Origin of the sequence: Galbitalea soli, from assembly GCF_010686725.1 — a bacterium.
In the GTDB taxonomy this organism is placed as follows: Bacteria; Actinomycetota; Actinomycetes; order Actinomycetales; family Microbacteriaceae; genus Galbitalea; species Galbitalea soli.
The window spans coordinates 130,107-155,678 of the sequence record NZ_JAAGWZ010000003.1 but is presented as its reverse complement, the minus strand read 5'-3'; the positions used below and the strand labels follow the sequence as shown (position 1 = coordinate 155,678).

At 68.2% G+C, this 25,572-nt stretch carries 24 protein-coding genes and 1 tRNA gene; 11 read left to right on the top strand and 14 right to left on the bottom strand.

Annotation, left to right across the window (positions count from 1 at the left end; all coding sequences use genetic code 11):
• Positions 1-49: 49 nt before the first annotated feature.
• From G3T37_RS11000 to G3T37_RS10980, 5 genes are all read left to right on the top strand, one after another.
• Positions 50-1,444, top strand: a complete 1,395-nt coding sequence (locus tag G3T37_RS11000; RefSeq protein WP_163473945.1) for a DUF6421 family protein — start codon at positions 50-52, stop codon at positions 1,442-1,444.
• Positions 1,445-1,460: 16 nt separating this feature from the next.
• Positions 1,461-2,081: an SDR family NAD(P)-dependent oxidoreductase gene (locus G3T37_RS10995; RefSeq protein WP_163473944.1), complete on the top strand. Its 621-nt coding sequence runs from the start codon at positions 1,461-1,463 to the stop codon at positions 2,079-2,081.
• A 46-nt stretch (positions 2,082-2,127) separates the two neighbouring features.
• A complete protein-coding gene (locus tag G3T37_RS10990) occupies positions 2,128-3,198 on the top strand; it encodes a beta-eliminating lyase-related protein (RefSeq protein WP_163473943.1) in 1,071 nt (356 codons plus the stop codon).
• A 78-nt stretch (positions 3,199-3,276) separates the two neighbouring features.
• A complete protein-coding gene (locus G3T37_RS10985; protein ID WP_163473942.1) occupies positions 3,277-4,731 on the top strand; it encodes a purine-cytosine permease family protein in 1,455 nt (484 codons plus the stop codon).
• Positions 4,728-5,198 (top strand): deaminase, encoded by a 471-nt coding sequence (locus G3T37_RS10980; RefSeq protein ID WP_163473941.1) that lies wholly within the window; start codon positions 4,728-4,730, stop codon positions 5,196-5,198. Before G3T37_RS10985 ends, G3T37_RS10980 begins: the two co-directional genes overlap by 4 nt.
• Positions 5,199-5,246: 48 nt before the next feature.
• On the opposite strand, the gene G3T37_RS10975 is transcribed toward G3T37_RS10980, so the two are convergent.
• Genes G3T37_RS10975 through dnaK form a run of 7 tightly spaced genes read right to left on the bottom strand, consistent with a single transcriptional unit; the run spans position 5,247 to position 13,459 of the window.
• The gene (locus G3T37_RS10975) at positions 5,247-6,296 is read right to left on the bottom strand and encodes a zinc-dependent alcohol dehydrogenase family protein (protein WP_163473940.1); all 1,050 of its coding nucleotides are present in this window, start codon (positions 6,294-6,296) and stop codon (positions 5,247-5,249) included.
• A 25-nt stretch (positions 6,297-6,321) separates the two neighbouring features.
• On the bottom strand, positions 6,322-8,469 hold the full coding sequence (locus tag G3T37_RS10970) for an ATP-dependent Clp protease ATP-binding subunit (protein WP_163473939.1): 2,148 nt from the start codon (positions 8,467-8,469) through the stop codon (positions 6,322-6,324).
• A 21-nt stretch (positions 8,470-8,490) separates the two neighbouring features.
• Positions 8,491-9,588, bottom strand: coding sequence for a class I SAM-dependent methyltransferase (locus tag G3T37_RS10965; RefSeq protein WP_163473938.1), 1,098 nt, complete (start codon positions 9,586-9,588; stop codon positions 8,491-8,493).
• Between the two features lie 3 nt (positions 9,589-9,591).
• Positions 9,592-10,008, bottom strand: a complete 417-nt coding sequence (locus G3T37_RS10960; RefSeq protein WP_163473937.1) for a heat shock protein transcriptional repressor HspR — start codon at positions 10,006-10,008, stop codon at positions 9,592-9,594.
• A complete protein-coding gene (locus G3T37_RS10955) occupies positions 10,008-10,988 on the bottom strand; it encodes a DnaJ C-terminal domain-containing protein (RefSeq protein ID WP_163473936.1) in 981 nt (326 codons plus the stop codon). The genes G3T37_RS10960 and G3T37_RS10955 overlap by 1 nt, the downstream gene beginning before the upstream one ends.
• A gap of 10 nt (positions 10,989-10,998) precedes the next feature.
• Positions 10,999-11,598 (bottom strand): nucleotide exchange factor GrpE, encoded by a 600-nt coding sequence (locus tag G3T37_RS10950; RefSeq protein WP_163473935.1) that lies wholly within the window; start codon positions 11,596-11,598, stop codon positions 10,999-11,001.
• A gap of 4 nt (positions 11,599-11,602) precedes the next feature.
• Positions 11,603-13,459 carry a molecular chaperone DnaK gene (dnaK, locus tag G3T37_RS10945; protein ID WP_163473934.1) on the bottom strand — a complete coding sequence of 619 codons (1,857 nt, stop codon included), beginning with the start codon at positions 13,457-13,459 and terminating at the stop codon, positions 11,603-11,605.
• Positions 13,460-13,685: 226 nt separating this feature from the next.
• Here dnaK and G3T37_RS10940 point away from each other — a divergent pair, with 226 nt between their 5' ends.
• Together G3T37_RS10940 and G3T37_RS10935 are read left to right on the top strand one after the other, a co-directional pair.
• Positions 13,686-15,143 carry an MFS transporter gene (locus G3T37_RS10940; protein ID WP_163473933.1) on the top strand — a complete coding sequence of 486 codons (1,458 nt, stop codon included), beginning with the start codon at positions 13,686-13,688 and terminating at the stop codon, positions 15,141-15,143.
• 32 nt (positions 15,144-15,175) lie between these two features.
• On the top strand, positions 15,176-15,595 hold the full coding sequence (locus G3T37_RS10935) for a MarR family winged helix-turn-helix transcriptional regulator (protein WP_163473932.1): 420 nt from the start codon (positions 15,176-15,178) through the stop codon (positions 15,593-15,595).
• A gap of 60 nt (positions 15,596-15,655) precedes the next feature.
• On the opposite strand, the gene G3T37_RS10930 is transcribed toward G3T37_RS10935, so the two are convergent.
• The 6 genes from G3T37_RS10930 to G3T37_RS10905 are packed head-to-tail and all read right to left on the bottom strand — an operon-like array spanning position 15,656 to position 20,693.
• Positions 15,656-16,525 carry a prenyltransferase gene (locus G3T37_RS10930; RefSeq protein WP_163473931.1) on the bottom strand — a complete coding sequence of 290 codons (870 nt, stop codon included), beginning with the start codon at positions 16,523-16,525 and terminating at the stop codon, positions 15,656-15,658.
• Positions 16,522-16,818 carry a lycopene cyclase domain-containing protein gene (locus tag G3T37_RS10925; protein WP_163473930.1) on the bottom strand — a complete coding sequence of 99 codons (297 nt, stop codon included), beginning with the start codon at positions 16,816-16,818 and terminating at the stop codon, positions 16,522-16,524. Before G3T37_RS10925 ends, G3T37_RS10930 begins: the two co-directional genes overlap by 4 nt.
• Entirely contained in the window at positions 16,815-17,201 is a 387-nt protein-coding gene (locus G3T37_RS10920) for a lycopene cyclase domain-containing protein (protein ID WP_163473929.1), read from the bottom strand. Before G3T37_RS10920 ends, G3T37_RS10925 begins: the two co-directional genes overlap by 4 nt.
• Positions 17,201-18,763: a phytoene desaturase family protein gene (crtI, locus tag G3T37_RS14965; RefSeq protein WP_163473928.1), complete on the bottom strand. Its 1,563-nt coding sequence runs from the start codon at positions 18,761-18,763 to the stop codon at positions 17,201-17,203. The genes G3T37_RS10920 and crtI overlap by 1 nt, the downstream gene beginning before the upstream one ends.
• Positions 18,760-19,626 (bottom strand): phytoene/squalene synthase family protein, encoded by an 867-nt coding sequence (locus G3T37_RS14960; RefSeq protein ID WP_163473927.1) that lies wholly within the window; start codon positions 19,624-19,626, stop codon positions 18,760-18,762. Before G3T37_RS14960 ends, crtI begins: the two co-directional genes overlap by 4 nt.
• Positions 19,623-20,693, bottom strand: a complete 1,071-nt coding sequence (locus G3T37_RS10905) for a polyprenyl synthetase family protein (protein WP_163473926.1) — start codon at positions 20,691-20,693, stop codon at positions 19,623-19,625. The genes G3T37_RS14960 and G3T37_RS10905 overlap by 4 nt, the downstream gene beginning before the upstream one ends.
• Positions 20,694-20,713: 20 nt before the next feature.
• Between G3T37_RS10905 and idi the strand changes: the two genes are divergently transcribed.
• Positions 20,714-21,235 carry an isopentenyl-diphosphate Delta-isomerase gene (gene idi, locus G3T37_RS10900; RefSeq protein WP_163473925.1) on the top strand — a complete coding sequence of 174 codons (522 nt, stop codon included), beginning with the start codon at positions 20,714-20,716 and terminating at the stop codon, positions 21,233-21,235.
• Position 21,236: 1 nt separating this feature from the next.
• Here idi and dcd read toward each other — a convergent pair whose 3' ends face one another.
• Entirely contained in the window at positions 21,237-21,851 is a 615-nt protein-coding gene (dcd, locus tag G3T37_RS10895) for a dCTP deaminase (protein WP_163473924.1), read from the bottom strand.
• 329 nt (positions 21,852-22,180) lie between these two features.
• On the opposite strand from dcd, the gene G3T37_RS10890 reads away from it, so the two are divergent.
• The 3 genes from G3T37_RS10890 to G3T37_RS10880 all read left to right on the top strand — a co-directional run bounded on the left by G3T37_RS10890 (position 22,181) and on the right by G3T37_RS10880 (position 25,569).
• A tRNA-Gly gene (locus tag G3T37_RS10890) sits at positions 22,181-22,251 on the top strand.
• Between the two features lie 399 nt (positions 22,252-22,650).
• Positions 22,651-24,801, top strand: coding sequence for a carbohydrate-binding protein (locus G3T37_RS10885; RefSeq protein ID WP_163473923.1), 2,151 nt, complete (start codon positions 22,651-22,653; stop codon positions 24,799-24,801).
• Between the two features lie 480 nt (positions 24,802-25,281).
• The gene (locus G3T37_RS10880; RefSeq protein WP_163473922.1) at positions 25,282-25,569 is read left to right on the top strand and encodes a hypothetical protein; all 288 of its coding nucleotides are present in this window, start codon (positions 25,282-25,284) and stop codon (positions 25,567-25,569) included.
• Positions 25,570-25,572: the final 3 nt, after the last annotated feature.

Here is a 25,572-nt window from a genome sequence, read left to right as displayed (position 1 = left end):
GCCACGCGTCGGTCGTGGCCGCCACACTCACTCGGATCGGAGGTTTGCCATGTCACAGCTCACGTCACCAGACGCGATCGTCGGAGAACCCGAGGTCGTCGAGGACATCGCGACCCGCCCCGAGTGGATCCGCGCGCGCGACGCGGTCAGCGCCCTCCAGCCGCTCCAGGCCCAGGACGGCAGCGTGCCCGACCCCGCCGACCACGCCGCCGCCCGCGACCTCGTGGCGACGATCCGGGAGTCCCTGCTCGCCTTCCGGGCGCTGCTGCCGCACGACACCGAGTACCTGGAGGCGAGCGCGCGCGACTTCGCCCGCTGGAGCGACGGGGGCTTCGGCATCCCCGACTTCCTCGACTCGCTCGCCGCCTTCCAGCCGCAACTGCAGCGGGTCGACGGGCTTCAGCATCTCGTCGTGTTCCCGATGTACACGCAGAACGGCTCAACCGACCGCCACGTCGAGGCGGTGCTGATCGAGGTGCTCTGGCCCGAGTTCATCGCCCGGCTCGAAGCGGGGGCGTACTCCAACAAGCTCTTCGTGCCGATCCGCTTCGTCGACTTCACCGCCGGTTACGACACGAACTCGGCCGTGCTGTTCCCCGAGACCGTCGCGATGCGCGAGATCCCCACCTTCACCTGGGGTGCGATCTTCGCCGACCGCGAGGCGGCTCGCTTCCGCCGCGTGGTTCGCGCGGCCGCCGAGATCACCAAGCTCGAGCTGCCCAGCGCTGCCGCACGACTGCTCGACGACCAGCGGCTCGCCGAAGAGACCTTCGTCATGTGGGATCTCATCCACGACCGCACGCACATGCGGGGCGATCTGCCCTTCGACCCGTTCATGATCAAGCAGCGGATGCCCTACTTCCTGTACTCGCTCGAGGAGCTGCGCTGCGACCTCACCGCCTTCCGCGAGGCCGTGCGACTGGAGCGCGCCGCCGACACCCCGGACGACATTCGCGAGCACGCGCAACTGGTGCAGTACGCGGTGATCTTCGACCGCATCTTCCGGTTCGCGATCACCGGCAGTCGCGTGCGCAACTACGACGGACTCGGCGGGCAGCTGCTGTTCGCGTGGATGCACCAGCACCACGTGCTGCACTGGACCGACACGCGCCTCGCGATCGACTGGGCCGAGGTGCCCGACGTGGTGGTGGCGCTCTCCGACGAGATCAACGAGCTCTACTGGCGCTCCATCGACCGCCCCAAGACGGCGCACTGGCTGGCCGCCTACGACCTCGTCTCGGCGACGCTCACCCCCAACCCGGCCTCGCGCTGGGCGGTGCGCGACCTCCCTCTCGATGGACCGCCGAAGGGACTCACCGACGCGGTCATGGCCGACGAGTTCCCGCTCTCCATGTTCTACGAGGCTCTCGCCAAGAAGATGACGAGCGTGATCGAGTCGACCGCGGGCATCACCGCGACGACCGAGCACGTCGTGAGCGACTGATCGGGTGACCGAGCGGATGACCACCCGCACCATCGTCGTCACGGGCGCGACCGGCGACGCCGGTCGCGCCACCGCCACGGCGCTCCTCGCCGCCGGCCACACCGTCGTCGCGATCGGCTCGGACGCCGAGCGCCTCGCCACGGTGCTCGCGACCCACCGCTACGCCGCCGACCTCAGCGATGTCGCGGCGACCGCCGCGCTCGCCGCCCGCGTGCGCGCAGAGGTCGGCCCGGTCGACGGCCTCGTGCACCTCGTGGGCGGGTGGCGCGCGGGGCACGACGATGCCGACTGGGCGTGGCTCGAGCCGCGGATCCTCACCACACTGCGCTCCGCGAGCCTCGCCTTCTTCGACGACCTCGCCGCCTCCCCGGCCGGGCGTCTCGTCGCGGTCGGCTCGGTCTCGGCGGCCAAGCCGACCTGGTCGGGCGCCAACTACGCCGTGCTCAAGACGGCGGCCGACGCGTGGATGACCGCCGCAGCATCCGGCTTCCGCTCGGGCGGCACGGCCGCCGCCGTGAGCCTCATGGTGCGCTCGATCGGCCCCGACGGCACACCGCCCGAGACTCTCGCCGCCGCGATCGTGCCGCTCTGGGACGCGCCGGCGGCCGAGCTGAACGGCGCGCACCTGACGCTGTGACCCGACACGGGCGTCCCGACCACCCCCGACAGGCGAGACTGGACACGTGAAACTGCACGACGACAACTACCGAGGCTTCGCGAGCGACAACTACGCGGGAGCCCACCCCGAGATCCTCGACGCGATCGCGGCGGCGAACGGCGGCCACCAGATCGCCTACGGCGAAGACCTGTACACGGCGCGGCTGCAGGAGGTGATGCGCGAGCACTTCGGCGCGCAGGCGGAGACCTTCCCCGTGTTCAACGGCACGGGCGCAAACGTGACCGCCCTGACCAGCGTGCTGCCGCGCTGGGGAGCGGTCGTCGCCGCCAGCACCGCGCACATCAACACCGACGAGGGCGGGGCGCCCGAGCGCGTGAGCGGCCTCAAGCTGCTCACCGTCGACACCCCGGACGGCAAGCTCACCCCCGAGCTCATCGACCGGCAGGCCTGGGGCTGGGGCGACGAGCACCGCGCACAGCCGCTCGCGGTGAGCATCACGCAGACCACCGAGCTCGGCACCCTCTACACGCCCGCAGAGATCCGCGCGATCGCCGACCACGTGCACGCCCACGACATGGTGCTGCACCTCGACGGGGCCCGCATCTCCAACGCGGCCGCGGCCCTCGAGATGCCCCTCCGCGCCTTCACGACCGACGCCGGGGTCGACATCCTCAGCTTCGGCGGCACCAAGAACGGCCTGCTCTATGGCGAGGCGATCGTCGCCCTCACGCCCGGGGTCGCCGAGGGACTCCTCTACCTGCGCAAGCTCAACATGCAGCTCGCCTCCAAGATGCGGTTCGCGAGCGCCCAGCTCATCGCGCTGCTCAGCGACGGGCTCTACCTGCGGTCGGCCGGCCACGCGAACGCGATGGCGGCGAGGCTGCGGTCATCCCTCGAGGCGGGAATCGCCGACGGCAGCATCACCGGGCTCTCCTTCAGCCAGCCCACGCAGGCGAACGCGGTGTTCGCGATCCTCGACCCGGCCGTCTCCGACCGCATCCGCGAGCGGGTGCGCTTCTACGACTGGGATCGCGCGGCCGGCGAGGTGCGGTGGATGACCGCCTTCGACACCACGGAGGCCGACGTCGACGCGTTCGTCGCCGTCATCGCCGAGGAACTGCGCCGCGCCGCCTGAGTGTTACATCTGCGTTAAAAGTCCGTTCACGGGCATAAATCCATTTTTCGCAAACCGGCGCGGCCATACGCTGTGCTCATGGCCATCACCGACGCTCCCCGCTTGAAAGCCACCACCGTCGAACCCGGCGGCATCGAAGCGATCCCCGCCTCCCGACGCCACGGTTCGCCGTGGCAACTCATCGCCACCTGGACCGCCCCGAACCTCGAGTTCGCGACCGTGTTCGTGGGGGCGATCGCCATCGCGTTCTTCGGCCTCGGCTTCTGGCAGGCGATGCTCGCGCTCGCGCTCGGCAACGCTCTCGGCGCCCTCTCGCAGGGGATTCTCTCGACCTGGGGCCCGCGGGAGGGTCTCGCGCAACTCGTGCTGAGCCGCACCGCGTTCGGCAGCCGCGGCAACATCCTGCCGTCCGCGCTCAACACGGTGATGGCCGGCCTCGGCTGGTTCGCGGTCAACTCGGTGAGCGGGGCGCTCGCGCTCTCCACGCTCACCGGCATGCCGCCCGTGCTCGCGCTGCTCATCGTCGTCGTCGTCGAGGTGGCGGTCGCGTTCGTGGGGCACGATCTCGTGCAGGTGTTCGAGCGCTACGCGTCGATCATCCTCGGCATCATCTTCCTCATCGCAACGATCACCGTGCTCTCGCACGCGAACATCGTCGGCCCGCACGCGAGCAGCGGCTTCAGCTTCGGCGGCTTCACGCTGACCGTCGCCGCCGCCTTCGGCTACGCCGCGGGCTGGAACCCCTACGCCTCCGACTACAGCCGCTACCTGCCGAAGGCCACGAGTCCTCTGAAGATCGGGCTCGGCGCCGGCATCGGCAACTTCGTCTCGTGCACCGTGCTCATGGCGGCGGGCGCGGCAGCCGCGACGATCGCGGGCTTCGACGCCGGCAACCCCACCACCTCGTTCGTGTCGAGCATGCCGCCGGTCATCCGCGACCTCACCCTGATCGCGATCTGCATCGGGGCGATCGCGGCCAACGCGCTCAACATCTACTCCGGGGCGATGTCGTTCCTTGCGGCGGGCATCAAGATCCGGTTCTCGCTGCGCCGCGCGATCGTGGCACTGGGCTTCGGCGTGATCGGCTTCTTCATCGCCTGGAGCGCCCTCGCCGACGCCGGCACGAAGTACGAGGACTTCCTGCTCGTCATCGCCTACTGGATCGCGCCCTGGCTGGGGATCGTGCTCGTCGACCGCTACCTGCGCCGCGGCACCTCGATCGCCGAGCTCGTGCCCGACCACGCCAAATACCGCAACGCGGCCGGCGTCATCGCCATGGTCGTGGCGGGGGTCGTCTCGATCTGGCTGTTCAGCGACCAGGTGCAGTTCGTCGGCATCATCGCCCACGCGACCACGCCGCCGGTGCAGTACGCCAACCCCGCCATCGGCGACCTCACGCCGCTGGTCGGCTTCCTGCTGGCCGGAGTGCTGTACTACGTGCTGTTCAAGGCGCTGAAGCCCGCCCTCGGCGGCCCGCTCGCCGACGAGCCCGAGCTGATCATCGGCGTCGACGCGGCGGACGAGGTGGCGTGACCACCCCCTCCGACACCGTCTACGCGAGCGACCAGGAGAAGCTGGCGGTCGCCATCGGCGAGGCTCTGAAGGGTCTCGCCGAGGGCGGCATTCCGATCGGCGCCGCGCTCTTCGACGAAGACGGCAGGCTCCTCGGCAGCGGCCACAACCAGCGGGTGCAGGGCGACAACCCGGCGCTGCACGGCGAGACGGCGGCCTTCCTCAACGCGGGGCGCCAGAAGAGCTACCGGAAGACCACGATGGTCACCACGCTGTCGCCGTGCTGGTACTGCTCCGGCCTCGTGCGCCAGTTCGGGATCGGCCGCGTCGTCGTCGGCGACACCGTCAACTTCTTCGGCGGTCAGGACTGGCTCGCCGAGAACGGCACCGAGGTCACGACCATCAACGACCCCGAACTCATCACGATCATGGGCGACTTCATCCGCGCGAATCCCGAACTCTGGAACGAGGACATCGGCGAGGAGTGAGCGGAGGCCGCGCCGACGGCACCCGTTCGCCCGGCAGCCCAGGTGCCGCTACGGGCGCAGCAGCACCTTGATCGCGCGCCGCTCGTCCATCGCGGCGTAGGCCTCGGCGACCTCCGCGAGCGGAAGCGTGAGGTCGAAGACGCGGCCCGGGTCGATGGCGCCCGAGAGCACCTCCGGCAGCAGCTCGGCGATGTAGTTGCGCACGGGGGCGACCCCGCCGTTCACGCCGACGTTCGTGCCGAACAGGGTGCGGATGGGCAGCTCGGCGCCGCCGTTCGGAACGCCGACGTAGCCGACCATGCCGCCGGGCCGCGCCGACCGGATCGCCTGATCCATCGACTCCTGAGTGCCGACGCACTCGAGCACGAACTCCGGGCCGACCCCGTCGAAGAGCTCCTTGATGCGGGCGACGCCCTCGTCCCCGCGCTCCTCCACGATGTCGGTCGCGCCGAACTCCCGCGCGAGCGCCTGACGGTCGGCGTGCCGCGACATCGCGACGATGCGCGAGGCGCCGAGGCGCTTGGCCGCGAGCACCGCGCACAGTCCGACGGCCCCGTCGCCGACGACCACGACGGTGCTGCCCGCCGTCACGCCGGCCGAGACGGCGGCGTGGTGGCCGGTGCCCATCACGTCGGCGAGGGTCAGGAGGCTCGGGATGAGCTCCTCGGCGGGAAGCTCGGGCGTCGCGTACAGCGAACCGTCGGCGTGGGGCACCCGGATGAGCTCACCCTGACCGCCGTCGGCGAAGCCGCCCAGTCGGTCCTTCGAGCCCCACCATCCGCCGTGCAGGCACGAGGTGCTCACGCCGTTCAGACAGTTGACGCAGGTCATGTCGCAGTCGTAGAACGGCGCGATCACGAAGTCGCCGACCTTGACGTTCGTCACCTCGGGCCCGATCTCCTGCACGAGGCCGACGAACTCGTGGCCGATGCGATGAGGATGCTCGGTCGGCGTGATCCCGCGATACGGCCAGAGGTCTGAGCCGCACACGCAGGAGGCCACGACCCGCACGATCGCGTCGCCCCCGGTGGAGAGCGTCGGGTCGGGGACCTCGTCGAGTCGGATATCACGTTCGCCGTAGATGACTGTTGCACGCATGCCCTCAGCCTAAACCGGCGACCGGTCACACCTCGAAGCGCGTCACTCCCAGCCCGTCGCCCTGCAGGTCGACCTTCACGGTGTCCCCGTCGGCGATCTCGCCGGCCAGCAGCGCGCGGGCGAGCTTGTCGTCGATCTCGTGCTGCATGAGGCGCCGCAATGGGCGGGCCCCGTAGATGGGGTCGTAGCCGCGCTCGGCGAGCCAGGTGCGCGCACTGGGTGTGACCGCGAGCTCCAGCCGGCGGTCGGCCAGGCGCTTGGCCAGCCGGTCGACGTACAGCGACACGATCTGACCGAGGTCGTCGGTGGTGAGCGGCGCGAAAATGACGATGTCGTCGAGTCGGTTCACGAACTCCGGCTTGAACGCCTGGCGCACGAGGTCTTGCACGGCCACCTCCTTGTCCTGCCAGTCGATGGTCTGGTCGGTGAGGATCTGGCTGCCCAGGTTGCTCGTGAGGATGAGGATCGTGTTGCGGAAGTCGACGGTTCGACCCTGGCCGTCGGTGAGGCGACCGTCGTCGAGCACCTGCAGGAGCACGTCGAACACCTCGGGGTGGGCCTTCTCGATCTCGTCGAGCAGCACCACGGAGTAGGGGCGACGGCGCACGGCCTCGGTCAGCTGACCGCCCTGCTCGTAGCCGATGTAGCCGGGAGGGGCGCCGACGAGGCGCGACACGGCGAACTTCTCGCCGTACTCGCTCATGTCGATGCGCACGAGGGCCTTCTCGTCGTCGAATAGGTATTGCGCGAGCGCCTTGGCGAGCTCCGTCTTGCCCACGCCGGTGGGGCCGAGGAACATGAAGGATCCGGTCGGCCGGTCGGGGTCGGAGATGCCGGCGCGCGTGCGACGCACCGCCTCGCTGACGGCGCGCACGGCCTGCTTCTGGCCGATGATGCGGTGCCCGAGCTCGGATTCGAGGGCGAGGAGCTTCTCGGTCTCGCCCTGCTTGAGGCGCGCGACCGGGATGCCCGTCCACGCCGCCACGACGGCGGCGATGTCTTCATCGGTCACCTGGTCGTTGACCATCCGCGGGCCCTGCTGCTCCACCGACTCGGCGGCGGCGATGGCCTTCTCGATCTGCGGGATCGTCTCGTAGTTGAGCTTGGAGGCGTCCTGGTAGCGCTGATCGCGCATCGCCCGGTCGAGGTCGATGCGAGCGTCGTTGAGGCGGCTCTTCAGGTCGCCGACGTCGTGCAGGGACGACTTCTCGGCCTTCCAGCGCTTTTCCAGTTCATCCAGGGTCTTCTGCCGCTCCGCCATGTCGTCGCGCAGCTTCTCGAGGCGCACCTTCGAGGCGGCATCCTTCTCTTTGCGCAGCGCGAGCTCCTCGATGCGCAGCCGGTCGACGGCCCGCTTGAGCTCGTCGATCTCGACGGGCGAGGAGTCGATCTCCATCTTGAGCCGGCTGGCCGCCTCGTCGACGAGGTCGATCGCCTTGTCGGGCAGCTGGCGCGCGGTGATGTAGCGGTTGGAGAGGGAGGCGGCGGCGACGAGAGCGGAGTCGGCGATCGTCACCTTGTGGTGCGCCTCGTAGCGCTCCTTGAGGCCGCGGAGAATGGCCACCGTGTCTTCGACGCTGGGCTCGCCGACGAAGACCTGCTGGAACCGCCGCTCCAGAGCGGCATCCTTCTCGATGTATTCGCGGTACTCGTTGAGCGTGGTCGCGCCGATGAGGCGCAGCTCGCCGCGGGCGAGCATGGGCTTGAGCATATTGGCGGCCGCGACCGATCCCTCGCCGCCGCCGGCGCCCATGAGGGTGTGCAGTTCGTCGATGAAGGTGATGATGCGGCCGTCGGAGTCGTTGATCTCTTTGAGAACCGCCTTCAGGCGCTCCTCGAACTCGCCGCGGTACTTCGCCCCGGCCACGAGTGCGGCGAGGTCGAGCGACACGAGCTGCTTGTCTTTGAGGGAGTCCGCGACGTCGCCGGCGACGATCCGCTGGGCGAGTCCCTCCACGACGGCGGTCTTCCCCACGCCGGGCTCCCCGATGAGCACGGGGTTGTTCTTGGTGCGGCGGGTGAGCACCTGGCTGATGCGCCGGATCTCGGCGTCCCGGCCGATCACCGGGTCGAGTTTGCCGCTGCGGGCGATCTCGGTCAGGTTGATCCCGTACTGCTCGAGGGCGGTCTTCTGCTCCTCCTGCACGGAGGGCGCACCCTGCATATTGGCCATGTTCGTTCTCTCCTGAACGTGTCAGCGAACGCGAGCGTCCGCACTTCCCAGTCTTATCGATGGTGAGGTGGAAGCGGTGACCGTGAACTTCGCGTTGCGCGAAATTTCTTCGGTCGCTCCCACGAGGCGGGTCAGCGCCGACTTGTAGGCGAGGTGCGAGTTCCACACCGCGACGAGCACGCCGCCCGGGCGCAGCACCCTTCCCGCCTCGCGGAACAGCTCCATGGCGATGTCGGTGGTCACCGCGCCACCGTCGTGGAAGGGGGGATTGAGCACGATGAGGTCGGCGCTCGCCTCCGGCTGGGAGCGAAGCCCCGCGTCGCGGATCACCTCGACGCGGTCGAGGCCGTTCGCGAGCATGGTCGCACGCGCAGACTCGACGGCGGCGGCCGAGGCATCCGTGGCGATCACCCGGGCGTTCGGGGCGCGACGGGCGAGCAGGGCGGCGAGGATACCCGTGCCGCATCCCAGATCGATCGCGGTCGTGTACGGCGGCAGCCGATCGAACACCGCGAGGAGCGCACGAGTGCCGATATCGATCGACGACCCCGCGAACGCCCCGCCCACCGACGCGACGCGGAGGTCGATGTCGGCGTGGTCGGCGATCGTGAGCTCGGGCGCGCTCCCCCGTCGCGGTCCGCGCGCGATGAGCACCCGCGACTTCTGCCGCGCGAGGGAGACGTCGACCCGGTCGAACCAGCGGCCCAGCACCTCGTTCTGCGCGACCGTCATGTACTTGAGGCGACCGCCGGCGATGACCACGGCATCGGGGGCCGCGGCGTTCGCGACGACAGCGGCGAGGCGCTCGAGCTCGGCCAGCGACTTGGGCAGCCGGAGCAGGATGACCTCGGCACCCGCCGCCAGGCGCTCGTCGAGCGCCATGATCTCGACCCGCTCGTCGCCATCGAACAGGCGGCGGACCACGAGCTCGTCGGCGGCGGAGTCGACGTGCAGCCGAACGCGGGCATCCGGTGACTCGTCGAGCACCGCGGCGGTGAGCGCCCCCGAGGTGTCGCCCACGACGACGACGGCGCCGCGCGCGCTCGCGAGCACGTCGGTGCCCTCATCGAGGATGAGTCGGTCGGCCGCGTCGGCGAGCGGCTGCGCGAGGGTGGGCATCGGCTACTCCCTCGTGAGCGGTCGCCAGACGACGACCTGGGTGTTGCGCTGGGCGCGGGTGCCCGCGCGCAGCGGCACGACGTCGCCGGATTCGGCGGCCGCGAACACTCGTCGGCCGGGCCGATTGAGCAGTTCATCCGCGAGGGCGCCCTCGAGTTCGCGCACGCGCGCCTGGAGGGCCACCACCTGGTTCTCGAGTTCGAGAATGCGGCGGATGCCCTCTAGGTTGAGTCCCTCCGCGCCGAGCCGCGCGATCTCACGCAACTGCACCACGTCGCGCATCGAGTACCGCCGCGACTTGCCCGCCGTGCGGGTCGGGCTCACGAGCCCGAGGCGGTCGTACTGGCGCAGCGTCTGCGGATGCATGCCGGCCAGTTCGGCGGCGACCGCGATCGCGAAGATGGGGCTCAGCTCGTCCATCAGTGCAGCGTTCCCGCCCGCTGGATGAGGTCGTCGCGCGGGTTCTCCGGCGGGAGCGCCTTGGCGAACTCCTCGAGGTGCTTCTTCGCCGCGTCGCTGATGTGGCTGGGCACGGCGACCTGGACGGTGGCGAGCAGGTCGCCGGTGCCCTTCGTCGTCGTGACGCCGCGACCCTTCACCCGCAGCACGCGGCCGCTCGGGGTGCCGGGCGCGACCCGCAGCTTGACGGGCGCACCGCCGAGGGTGGGCACCTCGATCGTGGCGCCGAGGGTGGCCTCCACGAAGGTGACCGGAACGTCGACGCGGAGGTTGAGGCCCTCGCGCTCGAACACCGGGTGCTTGCGCACCGAGACGGTGAGCACGAGGTCGCCCGTCTCGCCGCCGTCGATGCTGCGCTCGCCCTTGCCCTTGAGCTTGATCTTCTGGCCGTCGCTGACGCCGGCCGGGATCTTCACCCGGATGGGCGCTCCGCCCTCCGGGTGGAGGGTGATCGTCTCGCCGTTGATCGCGGTGATGAAGTCGAGGGTCGTCGAGGCGGTGAGGTCGGCGCCCTTGGTGGGGCCGCCATAGCCACGGAAGCCACCACTGGGCTGGCCGAAGCCACCGCCGCCGAACATCCCGCCCAGAAGGTCTTCGAAACCGCCCGCCTGGAAGGTCGTGCGCTGGTTGCCCTGGCCGAACATGCCGCCGAAGACGTCGTTGAAGCCGCCGCCACCGCCGCCGCCCGCGGAGAAGCGCGCACCGGAGCCCATCGCGCGGATCTGGTCGTACTCCGCGCGCTGCGCGGGGTCGGACAGCACCGAGTGGGCCTCGCTGATCTCCTTGAACCGCGCCTCGGCGGCGGCATCACCCGGATTGGAGTCCGGGTGATACTGCCGCGCGAGTTTGCGGTACGTCTTCTTCAACTCTGCTTCGGACACGTCCTTCGAGACCCCGAGGATCTTGTAGAAGTCCTTGTCGAACCAGTCCTGGCTTGCCATCGACGACCTCTCAGGAGCCGTCGGGGACGGACACCGCGACCTTGGCCGCGCGCAGCAGCCGGTCGCCGAGGGCATAGCCCGGCTCGATCACGTCGGCCACCGTGTTGACGGTGACACCCGGTGTCGGCAGCTGGACGAGCGCCTCGTGCAGATTGGGATCGAAGGTCTCGCCCTTCTCCCCCACGATGCGCAGGCCGTAGCGTTCGAACCCTGCGCGCAGCTTCTGCGCGACGAGCTCGAGCGGGCTGCCGGCGAGGTCGCCGTGCAGCTGGGCCCTGGCCAGGTCGTCGATCGCGGGCAGGAGCGTGCGGATGACCTCGGCGATGACCGCGTCGCGGTTCGCGGCGCGGTCGCGCTCCACGCGCTTGCGGAAGTTCACCAGCTCGGCCTGGGCACGTGCGAGGTCGTTCCGCATGTCGTCGAGCAGCTCGCGCTCGCCCTCCTCGAGGAAGGAGATCTCCTCCTCGGTGAGGGTCTCCACGTCGGGGCCCTCCGCTGCGATCAGATCCTCGACGCCCGCGACGTCCGCGGTGTCGCCGTCCTCGGAGGTGGGGCCGATGTTCTCGGCCCCCTCCCCAGAGTCGGGCTTCTTCTTGCCGTTGTCTGCCATTGCCTTACTTCTTCGGGTCGGTGGGCTCGTCTTCGACGACCTCGGCATCGACGATGTCCTCGTCGGATCCCTCGGGTGCCTCGCCGCTCGCCGCGCCGTCGGCCGCCTTCTCCTGGTTCGCGTAGATCGCCTCGCCCAGCTTCTGCTGCGAGGCGTTGAGCTTGTCGAACGCCGACTTGACCGCGGCCTCGTCGTCGCCGGCGAGCGCGCTCTGCAGGGCATCCACATCGGCCTGCACCTCGGACTTGACGTCGTCGGGCAGCTTGTCCTCGTTCTCCTTGATGAGCTTGTCGATGGAGTACGCGAGCTGCTCGGCGTTGTTGCGGACCTCGGCGGCCTCGCGACGCGCCTTGTCCTCCGCGGCGTGCTCCTCGCCCTCGCGCACCATGCGCTCGATGTCTTCCTTCGCCAGCGACGAGCCGCCGGTGATGGTGATCGACTGCTCCTTGCCGGTGCCCTTGTCGCGCGCGTGCACCTGAACGATGCCGTTGGCGTCGATGTCGAAGGTCACCTCGACCTGGGGAACGCCACGCGGTGCCGGCGCGATGCCCTGGAGCTCGAAGGTGCCGAGCGGCTTGTTGTCGCGGGTGAACTCGCGCTCGCCCTGGAACACCTGGATGGCGACCGAGGGCTGGTTGTCGTCTGCCGTGGTGAAGGTCTCACTGCGCTTCGTGGGGATGGCGGTGTTGCGCTCGATGAGCTTGGTCATGATGCCGCCCTTGGTCTCGATACCGAGGCTCAGCGGGGTCACGTCGATCAGCAGGACGTCCTTGCGCTCGCCCTTCAGCACGCCGGCCTGGAGGGCGGCGCCCACGGCGACCACCTCGTCAGGGTTGACGCCCTTGTTGGGCTCCTTGCCGCCGGTCATCTTCTTGACGAGCTCCTGCACCGCGGGCATGCGGGTCGAGCCACCGACGAGCACGACGTGTGAGACGTCGCCCACCTTGATGCCGGCCTCCTTGATGACGTCCTCGAACGGCTTGCGCGTGCGCTCGAGCAGGTCCTTGGTGAGGTCTTCGAACTTGGCACGGGTCAGCGTCTCGTCGAGGTTGGCCGGGCCGTTCTCGGTGAGGGAGAGGTAGGGGAGCTGGATGCTCGCGCTCGTGGACGACGAGAGCTCCTTCTTGGCCTGCTCCGCCGCCTCCTTCAGGCGCTGGAGGGCGATCTTGTCCTTCGAGACGTCGACGCCCGTCGTCTCCTTGAACTTGGTCACGAGGTGGGCCACGATGCGCTGGTCCCAGTCGTCGCCACCGAGGCGGTTGTCGCCGGCGGTCGCGCGCACCTGGATGGTGGAGAAATCGTCGTCCTTGCCCACTTCGAGCAGGGAGACGTCGAAGGTGCCACCACCGAGGTCGAAGACGAGGATGAGCTCGTCCTCCTTGCCCTTGTCGAGGCCGTAGGCGAGCGCCGCCGCGGTGGGCTCGTTGATGATGCGCAGCACGTTGAGGCCGGCGATCTCGCCGGCATCCTTGGTGGCCTGACGCTCGGCGTCGTTGAAGTAGGCCGGAACCGTGACGACCGCGTCGGTCACGGGCTCGCCCAGGTACTGCTCCGCGTCGCGCTTGAGCTTCGCGAGGATGCGCGCCGAGATCTCCTGCGGCGTGTACTTCTTCTCGTCGATGGCGACGGTCCAGTCGGTGCCCATGTGGCGCTTGACCGAGGAGATGGTGCGGTCGACGTTGGTGACGGCCTGGCGCTTGGCGGTCTCACCGACGAGCACCTCGCCGTCCTTGGTGAAGGCCACGATCGATGGTGTCGTGCGGAAACCTTCAGCGTTGGCGATGACGGTCGGCTCGCCGCCCTCGAGAACCGCGACCACCGAGTTGGTGGTTCCGAGGTCAATTCCTACTGCTCGAGCCATAGTGCTCTGTACTCCTTATGAAAGTGGATGCGCCAGAACTTGAGTCCGGCACTATCAACTTTGAGGCATGCGAAAACCTTTGTCAAGGCGACTCAGGAAAAATTGAGCCTGGGCGACTCAAGTTCGATCAGCTCGCCGGCGCGAGCTCGCATTCGGGCACCCGGCGCGCCGGGAAAAGTCGCCGCGGAGACACCGCCCCGACACCGAACCCCAGTAGCTTGTGACCATGGATGACCACACCCCCGGCAGCGCCGCCGCCCCCATCGGTCTCGACCTCCAGTCCGGCAAGCGGATCCCCCGCAGCCACGTGGTCGCCTGGGCATTCTGGGACTGGGGTGGAGCCGCGTTCAACGCCGTCATCACCACCTTCGTCTTCACCGTCTACCTCACCGGGGGCCTGTTCATCGACCCCGCCCTGCGGGCGGCACGCGACGCCGAACTCGACCCGAGCGGTCCCGCGCACGCCGCGGTGACCGCGGCCGAGGCGCCGCTCTCCTCGGGGCTCGGCTTCGGGCTCGCGATCGCGGGGATCGTGGTCGCGCTGCTCGCGCCCGTTCTCGGCCAGCGCACGGACGCGTCGGGGCGGCGCAAGCTGTGGCTCGCGATCAACACGGGGGTGGTCATCCTCGCCATGGTTCTCATGTTCTTCGTGCAGGGGCAGCCCTCGTTCTTCCTGTTCGGGGTCGTGCTCGTCTCGGTCGGCACGGTGTTCTACGAGATCGCGACCGTCAACTACAACGCGATGCTCATTCAGGTCTCCACGCCCAAGACCGTCGGCACGGTGAGCGGGCTCGGCTGGGGTGCGGGGTACCTCGGCGGCATCGTGCTGCTGCTCGTGGTGTACTTCGGTCTCGTCGTGGAGGGGTCGACACCGGGGGTGGGCGGGCTGCTGCACGTGACCGAGGCGGGCGGGCTGAACATCCGGATCATCGCCCTCATCTCAGCGGCCTGGACGCTCGTGTTCTCGCTGCCGATCCTGCTGACGGTGCCCGAGATCGAGGCATCGAACAGGCGGGCGCGCGTCGGCTTCCTGCAGTCGTACGCGGTGCTCGTGCGGGATGTGCGCTCGCTCTGGCGCGACAGCCGCAACACGGTGATGTTCCTGATCGCGAGCGCGCTGTTCCGCGACGGGCTCGTGGGGGTGTTCACCTTCGGCGGGATCCTCGCGAGCGGCACCTTCGGATTCTCGAGCGGGCAGGTGATCATCTTCGCGATCGCGGCCAACGTCGTGGCGGGGGTGAGCACCTTCATCTCGGGTCGGTTCGACGACCGCTTCGGCGCGAAGCCGGTCATCGTGACCGCGCTCATCGGTCTCGTGGTCGCCGGGCTCGGCGTCTTCTTCGCCCACGGACTCGGAGCGGGCGCGTTCTGGGTCGGCGGGCTGATCCTGTGCCTCTTCGTCGGCCCCGCACAGTCGGCCGCCCGTACCTTCCTCGCGCGGGTCACCCCGGCGGGCAGAGAGGGCGAGGTGTTCGGCCTCTACGCGACCACGGGGCGCGCGGTGAGCTTCCTGGCGCCGCTGCTCTTCGCGACGCTCGTGAGCGTGTTCGGCGCGCAGTACTGGGGAATCCTGGGCATCGTCGCGGTGCTGCTCATCGGACTCGTCCTGCTGCTGTTCGTGCGAACGCCCGGCCGTGACGCCACCGGCGCACCCGATCCCGCGGGCGCGGCGCGGCTCTCCTAGCGCTCCCGATCGGGCGCGCGTAGCCTGTCGGCATGGCTGATCAACGACCGATCGGATACTGGTTGAAGCTCGTCGACCGCATGCTCGAGGACGAGTTCGCGTCGACGCTCGACGAACACGGCGTCACCCGCCGGCAGTGGCAGCTGATGAACGTGCTCAGTCGCGAGCCGGCGACGCTCGAGCAGCTCGACGCGGCGATCGCCCCGCTCAGCCCGGACGACGGCGGCCAGACGGCGGCCGATCACCTCGCCGAGCTCGTCGACAGCGAGTGGCTCGTGGCCGACGGCGGCAGCTACGCGCTCACCGAGCGCGGGCGCGGGGCGCTCGACCGGCTCAGCGCCGTCGTGGCCGCCCAGCGCACGGCGATGATGGCGGGCATCAGCGAGGGCGACTACACCGTCACCGTCGACGTGCTCGAGCGGATGGCGCGCAACCTCGGCTGGAACGAGTGACCCGAGGCCCGGGCGTGGTGCGCGGCCGCTCAGCTCGGCGCGAGCCGCTGACCCTCCGGCTCAAGCCCGCGGCAGCAGCACGTAAGCGATCAGCAGCATCGTGACGACGAAGCCGCTCACGAAGTTGAGCCAGAGAAACCTCTTCCAGCCGCGATTCGCGCGCTCGGCATCCGCGTCGGCGACCGACCAGTAGGGCGCGCAGCTGATCGCGTAGGGCAGGGCGAGCACCGCGGCGAGCGGCCCGGGCCACGCGGTGTCGAGCAGCAGGATGCCCGCCGCGAGATACGCGATCACCGCGAGCCGCACGGTCGCCCGTGCCCCGATCACCGTCGCGACCGAGTCGATGCCGCCCTCGCGGTCGGCCACCACGTCCTGCACCGCGCCGAAGGCGTGCGAGGCGATGCCCCACAGGAAGAACGCGCCGAGCAGCGCCCACAGCTGCGGCGTGAACACCGCGCCCGCGAGCACGAGGCCGTAGACGGCCGGGCTCACGAAGTGCGTGCTGGAGGTGAGCGAGTCGAGGAAGGGGCGCTCCTTGAAGCGCAGCCGCGGGGCCGAATAGGCGATCACGGCGAAGACGCTGACGGCGAGCACGATCCACGACACCGGGGAGCCGACGGCGACGAGGAAGACCAGGAACGGCACGTTCGTGACGAGCGCCGCCCACAGCGTGACGCGGTGGAATCCGCGGTCGAGCAACGCGCCCTCGACCCCGCCCTTGCGCGGGTTTCGGAGGTCGGACTCGTAGTCGAACACGTCGTTGATTCCGTACATCGCGAGGTTGTAGGGGATGAGGAAGTACAGCGTGCCGAGCACGAGCGGGGCATCCACCCGGTGCGTGGTGACGAGGTAGGCCGCCGCGAAGGGGAACGCGGTGTTGATCCAGCTCAGGGGCCGGGAGGAGACGAAGAGGGCGCGGAGGGTCGTCATCGCGGGCGGGCCCCCAGGCTCCACAGGGCGGGCAGCAGCACGACCGCCGCCACCGCGTAGGCGAAGTCCTCGAGCGGGGCGATGCCCACGAACACCCCGCTGATGAGGGCGCGGTCGTAGCCGACGAGCCCCACGCCGATCATCACGTTGTCGAACACCGCGGTGAGGATCACCACCACCCCCGCCACGAGCGCCACCGTGCCCCAGCGCGGCGCCCGGCCCCGCGCGATGGCGACCACCGCGACCACCGCGACGGCCGCGAGGAAGACGGCGTTGAGCGCCCAGTAGCTCACGCGGCGGCTCCCGGACCGGACTCACGGCCGGGACCCACCGTGCCGCCTGATCCGGACGCGCCGCCTCGCGCCCGCGCATCGCGCACCCGTTCCACGGCGCCGAACAGGTTCATCGTGAGGTAGCACAGCAGCAGCAGGAAGAACGGCTCCTCGATCGGCAGCTCGGGGGCGAGCTGCAGGCCGGTCATGAAGCTGGTCTCGCCGCGGAAGAAGATGCCCAGGCGAATGCCCGCGAGATCCCAGAGCAGGAAGAACGCGAGCCCCACGGCGAGCACGACGGCCGCGCGCCGTGGGCGCTGCCAGAAGAATAGGCGAAACCGCCGGTCGAGCGTCACCATGCCCGCGAGGGCGACGGCGAGCGCCAGAAGGTAGAGCACCCCCATCAGACGACCCGTCGCTCGAGCGGCTCGGGCAGAGCCTCGGTGGAGGTGTCGCCGCGCAGTCGCTTCACGAGCACCTCGGCGCTGATGAGGCACATCGGCAGGCCGATGCCGGGGATCGTCGAGCCGCCCGCGTAGAACAGTCCCTCGACCTTCTTGCTGTGGTTGCCCGCGCGGAAGAAGGCGCTTTGAGCGAGCGTGTGGGCGGGCCCGAGGGCCGTGCCGCGCCACGAGTTGAGGTCGGCGGCGAAGTCCCCTGGCCCGAGCGTGCGGCGCACGGTGACGCGCGAGGCCAGGTCGGGAATGCCCGCCCAGTCGGCGATCTGCTGGATGACCGTGTCGGCCAGCGCCTCGATGCGGGCATCCCCGCCGCGGTCGACACCCCCCGATCCGATCGTCACGTCCGCGGGGATCGGCACGAGCACGAAGAGGTTCTCCGAGCCCTCGGGCGCGGTCGCCGGGTCGATGCCGCTCGGCTTGCACACATAGAGGGAGGCCGGCTCGGGAACGCTGGGGTTCGCACCGAAGATCGCCTCGAAGCCGCGCTGCCACTCCTTGGTGAAGAACAGGGTGTGGTGCTCCAGCTGGGGCAGCTCGCCCGTCACGCCCAGGTAGAGGAGCAGGGCGCTGGGCCCGGGTGTCTTGCGCGCCCAGTACTCCTCGGGGTACGTCTGCTGCTCCCGCTCGAGCAGCCGGGTCTCGGTGAAGTGCAGGTCGGCCGCCGAGACGACGATGTCGGCGGCGACGGTGCGGCGCTCGCCGGCGTGATCCACGTACTCGACGCCCGTCGCCGACCGGTTTGTGACGAGGATGCGCTCCACCCTCGCCGACGTCACGACCTCCACGCCCTCTGCGACCGCGAGCGCCGCGATCGACTCGATCACGCGATGGAAGCCGCCGATGGGGTAGAGCACGCCATCGGCCAGGTCCAGGTGACTCATGAGGTGGTACATGCTGGGGGTGAGGTAGGGGGAGGAGCCGAGGAAGACGGCGGGGTAGCCGAGGATCTTCCGGAGCCGGTCATCCTTCACCGTTCGCGCCGCGAGCCGCGACAGCGGGGTGAGCAGGAGGCGCACGAGCGTGCCCGTCTGGCTGAGCACGTCACGGCGCAGCAGAGGCCGGAACGACTCGTAGCTCGTGTAGAGGAACCGCAGCTTGGCGATGTCGTAGGTGCGCTTGGCGGAGCGGAGGTACGCGTCGAGTCGGCGGCCCGCCCCCTTCTGCACCCGCTCGAACAGCGCGATGTTCTCGGCGCGGTCGGCGGAGATGTCGAGCGGCTCGCGCTCGCCCTCGAAGAACACGCGGTAACCGGGGTCGAGGGTCACGAGGGTGAGCTGCTCCTCGGCCGTCGTGCCGAGAAGGCGGTAGAAGTGGTCGAAGACCTCGGGCATGAGGTACCAGGAAGGCCCGGTGTCGAAGCGGAAGCCATCCTTCTCCCAGTTGCCGGCGCGACCGCCGAGCTGGTCGCGGGCCTCCAGCAGGGTGACCTGATGCCCCTCCCTCGCGAGCAGGGCGGCGGAGGCGAGCCCGCTGATTCCTCCGCCGATGACGATGACGTGGCTCACGGTCGAGGGGTCCTTCCGAGGGCGGCCGCCGCGGCGATGCGGAGCTTGACCGGGTTCGGCACGCGGATGCGCGTCGAGGCGAGAGTGGCGGCCGGGGTGGCGCGCAGGCGGGCGGCGAGCTCGGCGAAGAGACCCTGCGCGAGCGCGACGGCGCGGCGCGAGCCGGCGGGCAGGGCGGGGATGACCGCCGCCGACACGCGCAGATCGGCGTCGATGTCGTCGAGCAGCCGGGCCTTGTCGGCCTCACTGAAGCCGGGCACGTCGACACCCGGGAAGTAGCTGCGCCCGAGCGCCTCGTAGTCGGCGGCGAGGTCGCGCAGGAAGTTGACCTTCTGGAACGCGGCACCGAGCGCGCAGGCGCCCCGCTCCAGTCGCGCGAGCTCGGCCGGCTCCACCGCGCGACCCTGTAGGAACGCGCGCAGGCACATGAGTCCCACCACCTCGGCCGAGCCGTAGACGTAGGCATCGAAACTGGTCTGGTCGTGCTCGGTGGCACTGAGGTCGGTGCGCATCGACTCGAAGAAGGGAGCGGTCAGCTCGGTGCCGAAGCCGGTCTCGCGGGCCGTGAGCGCGAAGGCGTGCACGATCAGATTGGTGCTGTAGCCGTTCTCGATCGCGGCGCCCGTCTCGCGCTCCAGCTCGTTCAGCAGGCGCGCAGCGTCCACCGTCGACAGCCCGGCGCTCGTCGCCTCGCCGTCGACCACCTCGTCGGCGAGCCGCACGAGGGCGTAGATGTTCTCGACGTGCTGACGCACCGACGGGTCGAGCAGCCGCGAGGCGAGGCCGAACGAGGTGGAGTAGCGCCGGATCACGATGCTCGCCGTCTCCTCGGCGACCCGGTCGTACAGGCGACTGCGCGTCATCGCACCCGTCCGAGCACGGCGTCCGCCACCGGGAACAGCTCCAGGCGCAGCGCCTCCGGAATGTGCGACTCGGTGAGCCGACCGACCGCGCGGTTGCCGTAGTAGCTGGCCAGGCCCTCCGCGAAGGAGCGTGCCCCGCTGCTCTCCAGCACGGCGCGCACCTCGGCTGCCTCCTCCTCGTCGAGGTCGAGTTTGCCGATGAGGGGGCGGATGCTCTCCCACGACTTCGTCGTCGTCGCGTAGGAGACCATCACCGTGCGCTTGCCCTCGCGCAGATCGCCGATGGTCGTCTTGCCGGTCTCGGCCTCGAGTCCGAAGACGCCGAGCAGGTCATCCACGATCTGGTAGGCGATGCCGATCTCGCGACCGAACTCGGCGAGGGTCGCGATGACCTCGTCGGAGGCTCCCGCGAGGATCGCACCCGCCTGCAGCGGGCACTCGAAGGAGTAGACGGCGGTCTTGAGGCGCTCCATGGCCAGGATGTCGTCCACTTTCGGCATTCCGGGGGTGTGCGAGAAGTCGACGTCGATGAGTTCGCCGGCGGCGGAGGCGAAGAGCGCGTCATCCATGACCTCGAGCAGTCGCTCGCGCGTGACGTCGTCGACCCCGCTGCGATCGATGAAGCGATACGCGTTGAACAGGGCGAGGTCGCCCGCGATCACGGCGGCGGAGATGCCGCTGTGCTCGGCGGCGGCCTCGTCGGCACCCACCCGAAGCGCGCGGTCGCGGAAGGTGCCGGAGATGTTGGGGATGCCGCGCCGCACGAAGTCGTGGTCGATCACGTCATCGTGCACGATCAACGCCGTGTGCAGCAGCTCGAACGCCGCCCCGATGTAGGCCGCGGCCTCGTTGTCGGTGCCGCCGAGCGCCTGGTACGCGCAGAAGACCATGCGCGGCCGGAAGCGCTTGCCGCCCGTCGTGTTCGCCTCCAGCGACTCCCACAATTGAACATATTCAGGACCGAAGGCGGATGCCCGGTTCTTGGCTAGGCTGAAGAAGCGGTCGAGCACCCCATCGACCTGCGCCTGCCTCTGCTGGGCGACCGCGAGCAGGTCGGAACCGTTCATTGAGGCAGACTATCGCGACCATGGCAGATAACACCGAACAGGTTGTGCTCGTCGCCGACGACGGCACCCCCGTGGGCGTCGCCGACAAGCTCACCGTGCACACTCAGAGCACCCCGCTGCACCTCGCGTTCTCCTGCCACGTGTTCAATTCGCGGGGTCAGACGCTCGTCACGCGCCGCGCGCTGGGCAAGGCGACGTGGCCGGGGGTGTGGACGAACTCGTTCTGCGGTCATCCCTCACCGGGCGAGGAGATCGCCGACGCGGTGGCCCGACGCGCCCGCCTCGAACTCGGGATCACCGTGAGCGGGCTGAGCCTCGTGCTGCCCGACTTCCGCTATCGCGCGGTCGACGCCTCCGGCATCGTCGAGAACGAGATCTGCCCGGTCTACCGCGCCGAGACCGACGACGAGGTGCGCGCGAACCCCGACGAGGTGGCGGAGTGGCAGTGGGTCGACCCGATCTCGCTCAAGGATGCCGCGAGCAACGCGCCCTTCGCCTTCAGCCCGTGGCTCGTGTGGCAGCTGGAGCAGCTGCACGCCTGACTCAGGAGAGCGGGTCGTCGGTGAGCGTGCCGTCCTCGTGCGGGATCTCGGTGAGGTGGAAGTTCTGGAACGACCGTGACGCCGTCGGGCCGCGCTGGCCCTGGTACCGCGAGCTGTAGTCGGCCGAACCGTAGGGCTTCTCGGCCGGCGAGCTGAGCCGGATGAAGCACAGCTGCCCGATCTTCATGCCCGGCCACAGCTTGATCGGCAGCGTCGCCACATTGCTCAGTTCGAGGGTGACATGGCCCGAGAACCCCGGGTCGACGAAACCCGCGGTCGAGTGCGTCAAGAGGCCGAGGCGGCCCAGCGAACTCTTGCCCTCCAGCCGCGCGGCGATGTCGTCGGGCAGCGTCACCAGCTCGTAGGTGGAGCCGAGCACGAACTCACCCGGGTGCAGGATGAACGGCTCACCCGGCTTCGACGACACCAGTCGCGTCAGCTCCGGCTGATCCTCGCGCGGGTCGATGAAGGGGTACTTGTGGTTGTCGAAGAGGCGGAAGAAGCGGTCGAGGCGAACGTCGATCGACGACGGCTGGATCATCCCCAGGTCGAGCGGGTCGAGCCCCACCCGGCCGGACTCGAGCTCGGCCCTGATGTCCCTGTCACTGAGAAGCATGGGGAGAGACTACCGGGTGGGCGGGGAGGGCGAGTGGTGGGGGGTTGCTCGCCCCGCGCCGCTGCGCTGGCGGGGATGGGGTGGGTTGCTCGCCCCGCTACGCTGCGCTGGCGGGGATGGGGTGGGGACGGAGTACCCGCGCCGCTGCGCTGGCGGGCAGTAGGTGGGGACGAAATACCCGCGACGCTGCGCTGGCGGGATTCGGGGGCTCCGCGGCGAGCGGCTAAGATTGGGGTGCGAGTTGGGCGTCGTTTCCGACAACCGAGACGGTTGTCGGCGCTGGCGTCGCGGCGAAGGCCAGAAATGGCCTTCGCTTTTAGCTCCAGCGCGCGAGTGTAGTTCAATGGCAGAACTTCAGCTTCCCAAGCTGATAGCGCGGGTTCGATTCCCGTCACTCGCTCCGAGAGATGCCACAGGACGTCGTGCACCCGACCTGGCCGCGCACGGCAATCTGATCGTGCCGATTGCCGCCTCGCGATCAGCGAATAGTGCTTGCGAAACGGGCTCAGCCGTGACGAGGGCGGCTCACGAAGCAGGCACGCGTGGATGCCCGACCGAAACACGAGTCTCGCCGAGCTGCGCTCGCTGTTGCCGGTTCTCCTAAAGGCCAGCGAGCATCCTCCCTCCGGACCAGTGAGACAAGCATCACGAGAGAGATCCGGGGCGAGTATCCCCACATGGATTTTGATATCGCTTTCATGGATGAGGTTGATAGCGATATCATTTCTCGGTGCCATCAGCTCACTTGGCGCACGCCTGACTCGCGCGAGGCCAGGCTTCGGTATTTCAAAGGAGAAATATGAAACATCCATGGCTTCCCGCGATCGTCGCGAGCGCCGCCTTGATCCTCGCAACCGCTACTCCTGCTGCCGCTGCTAATCCGGTGATCACGGTTTACCTCAGTACATCAACGGGGGCCGTCACACACGACTCATCGGGCTTTCTTTACGGGATTGCAAACGCCGGGATTCCTACCGATAGCACGATCGCGGCCCTCCATCCAGACAGCACGGCACAAATGGCACCCGCTGGTACACAACATCCCAACGGAGACGCGCTGAAGGTCGCGCCCCAGTTCCTGGCGGATGGAGGGAGCGACATTCTCGTCTACATGCAGGATTATTATTCAACTTGGCCCTATCCGACTCCCGGGATAACCAGCTACCTGAATGTGGTCGCGGCCGAGGCGAATGCAATCGTCGCGGACCCCAATCGGGCCAAATACATATATGTGCCCTTCAACGAACCCGATCAGCAGTGGTATTCAGGAAATTTGTCGGGGCTGGAAGCAGACTGGAAGCTCGTCTACCAGAAGATCCGGTCGATTGATCCGACCGCACGGATCGCTGGGCTGAACTATTCGGGCTACAGCGCGAACGATTACGCGAACTTCCTGTCGTACGCGAAGGCGAACAACGTCCTCCCCGATGTCACAACCTGGCACGAGCTTCAGAACAGTTTCTTCACCGACTGGTACTCGAACTACTCGACGTACCGAGCGGCAGAGAGCAATCTGGGCATCACGCCCCGGCCCATCTACATCGACGAGTATGGGCGGATCAACGGCGACCTCGGGGTGCCCGGAAATCTTGTGCAGTACATAGCTCGATTCGAGAACAGCAAGGTGCACGCAAATCTTGCGTTCTGGACGGATTCCGGATCTCTCAACGACTTGGTCGCGGCAAATTCGGCGAATCAGGTGACGGGAGGATGGTGGCTGTACAAGTGGTACGGCGAACTGACGGGCAATACCGTCTCGGTCACACCTCCCTCGCAGAACGGGTCCTTGCAGGCAATCGGCGCCTATGACTCGAGCAAGAAGCAGGCAAGGATCATTCTGGGGGGCTCCCTCAATTCCACCGACGTATTCTCGTCCGACGTCGCGGTGAAAAACATCCCCCAAGCACTGGGGAACACGGTTCACGCCACCGTGTGGGGAGTGGATAATTCGGGCACCGCCGCGTCTGCCGGGCCGTACGTTGTGACGGAGGGTAACTATGCCGTCAGCGCCGGGTCCACCACCATCTCGTTGAGCGGCCTTAAGGCGCTCTCAGCGTACGAGATCATCCTCACGCCCAACACTGCGACCAACTCAATCGTGGCCAACCGGTATGAGGCCGAGTACGCCTCACTCACTGGGACAGCAAAAGTGACCTACGGCTCCAACACGGGATATTCGGGAACCTACTTCGTCGAGGGCTACGGAGCGAGCAACAATGCGGGCACGAATTTCGTCGTAAACGCACCGTCCGACGGCTATTACAACGTGGCTCTGCGCTACTCCGCGGGCCCATACTCCGGCGCACCGACGAACCGAACGACGCGATTGGTGTTGAACGGTACTGCGACGCAGGATGTGGCGTTGCCGGGCACAGCGAACTGGAACACGTGGAACAGCGTGACGACGAAGTTGTATCTGCAAGCGGGAATCAACCGAATTGGCTATAACGCCTTCACGACGGATGACAGCGATGCGATCAACATCGACTACATCGATGTCGCCGCGACGACAGGCCAAATAGCCAGTTATGAGGCAGAGTCGACCGCGAATACGCTGGGCGGAACGGCTGTCGTTTCCTCGAGCACGGGCGCCAGCGGGGGCAAGTATGTCGGGTACATCGGCCAGGGCAGCGGAAACTCATTGCAGTTCAATGGTGTGACCGCGACAGCCGCAGGCAGCTATGCCTTGGTGATTCAGTACGCGAACGACGAATTCAGCACGGGCGGGGCTGGCTACAACACAAATAGCATCAACCGATTCGCCGACATCAGCGTGAACGGCGGGACGGCGACGCGCGTGTATTTCCGCGTAACAGGGAGTTGGTCAACCTTCCTCACCGCGGTCGCGACCGTCCAGCTCAATGCAGGCGCCAATACAGTGAAATTCACGAATTCGTCCGCATACGCGCCCGATATCGACAAACTGTCGATCGCGTCGATCGTCGGATGAGAATGCGGGAGGCGGGGTGTGCATGTGCGTCCTTCATGCGCACCCCGCCTCCTGGTTATCGTCGCTGCCATTGATGCACAATTCCATCGTCCCGCCCGTCGCTCATTCGCGTGCAGCCGGCGATGCAGGTAGCGGCTGCCGAGTGCGGTAGTGACTCCTCGTGAGGAGTGCCTGCTTGCGTTGCAGTTGAGATGACTCGCCCTGGGTTTCGTTCCTAGGGCTTTCCGTGACTGGCGGTTGCCCGTCTGGGTGCACGTAGGCGCTGGGACACCAGAGCCGTGGTCTGTGGTTGCGGCATCATCCTGCCCTGACGTACGCTCAAGAATGGCACGAGGACAAGGTCCCTCGTTTTCATACATGGAGAAACCCTCGGGCTCAGGTCTGGGGGTTCTTCTTTTTCGTCCCGACGAGGCCGAACGTGTGCGCCGGAGCGAATCGCCCGTCGCCCCCGGAGGACCCGCACACACCGACGGAGCGACTATGCGCGAAATAATCCTGAGCGTCGACTACGGCCAGTTCTGGCCGCTGTCAGACATCATGTGGGAAGAGTCCGAGGTGCCGGATTGGCCGGCACTCCTCTCGCCCGAACTGATAGCGCGACTCAAAGACTGGGCGAAATTCTTCAACGCCCATGCGAACGAAGAGACCGGTCTGTTCGGGAGCGAAGAGAAGCGAAAGTGGTTCGATCTGGAGGGCGTCAGCTTGCTGAACGAGCTGCAGCGGCAGGCCGGAAACAGCTACGCGTTCACGCTGGATCTCTGGTTCTAGCTG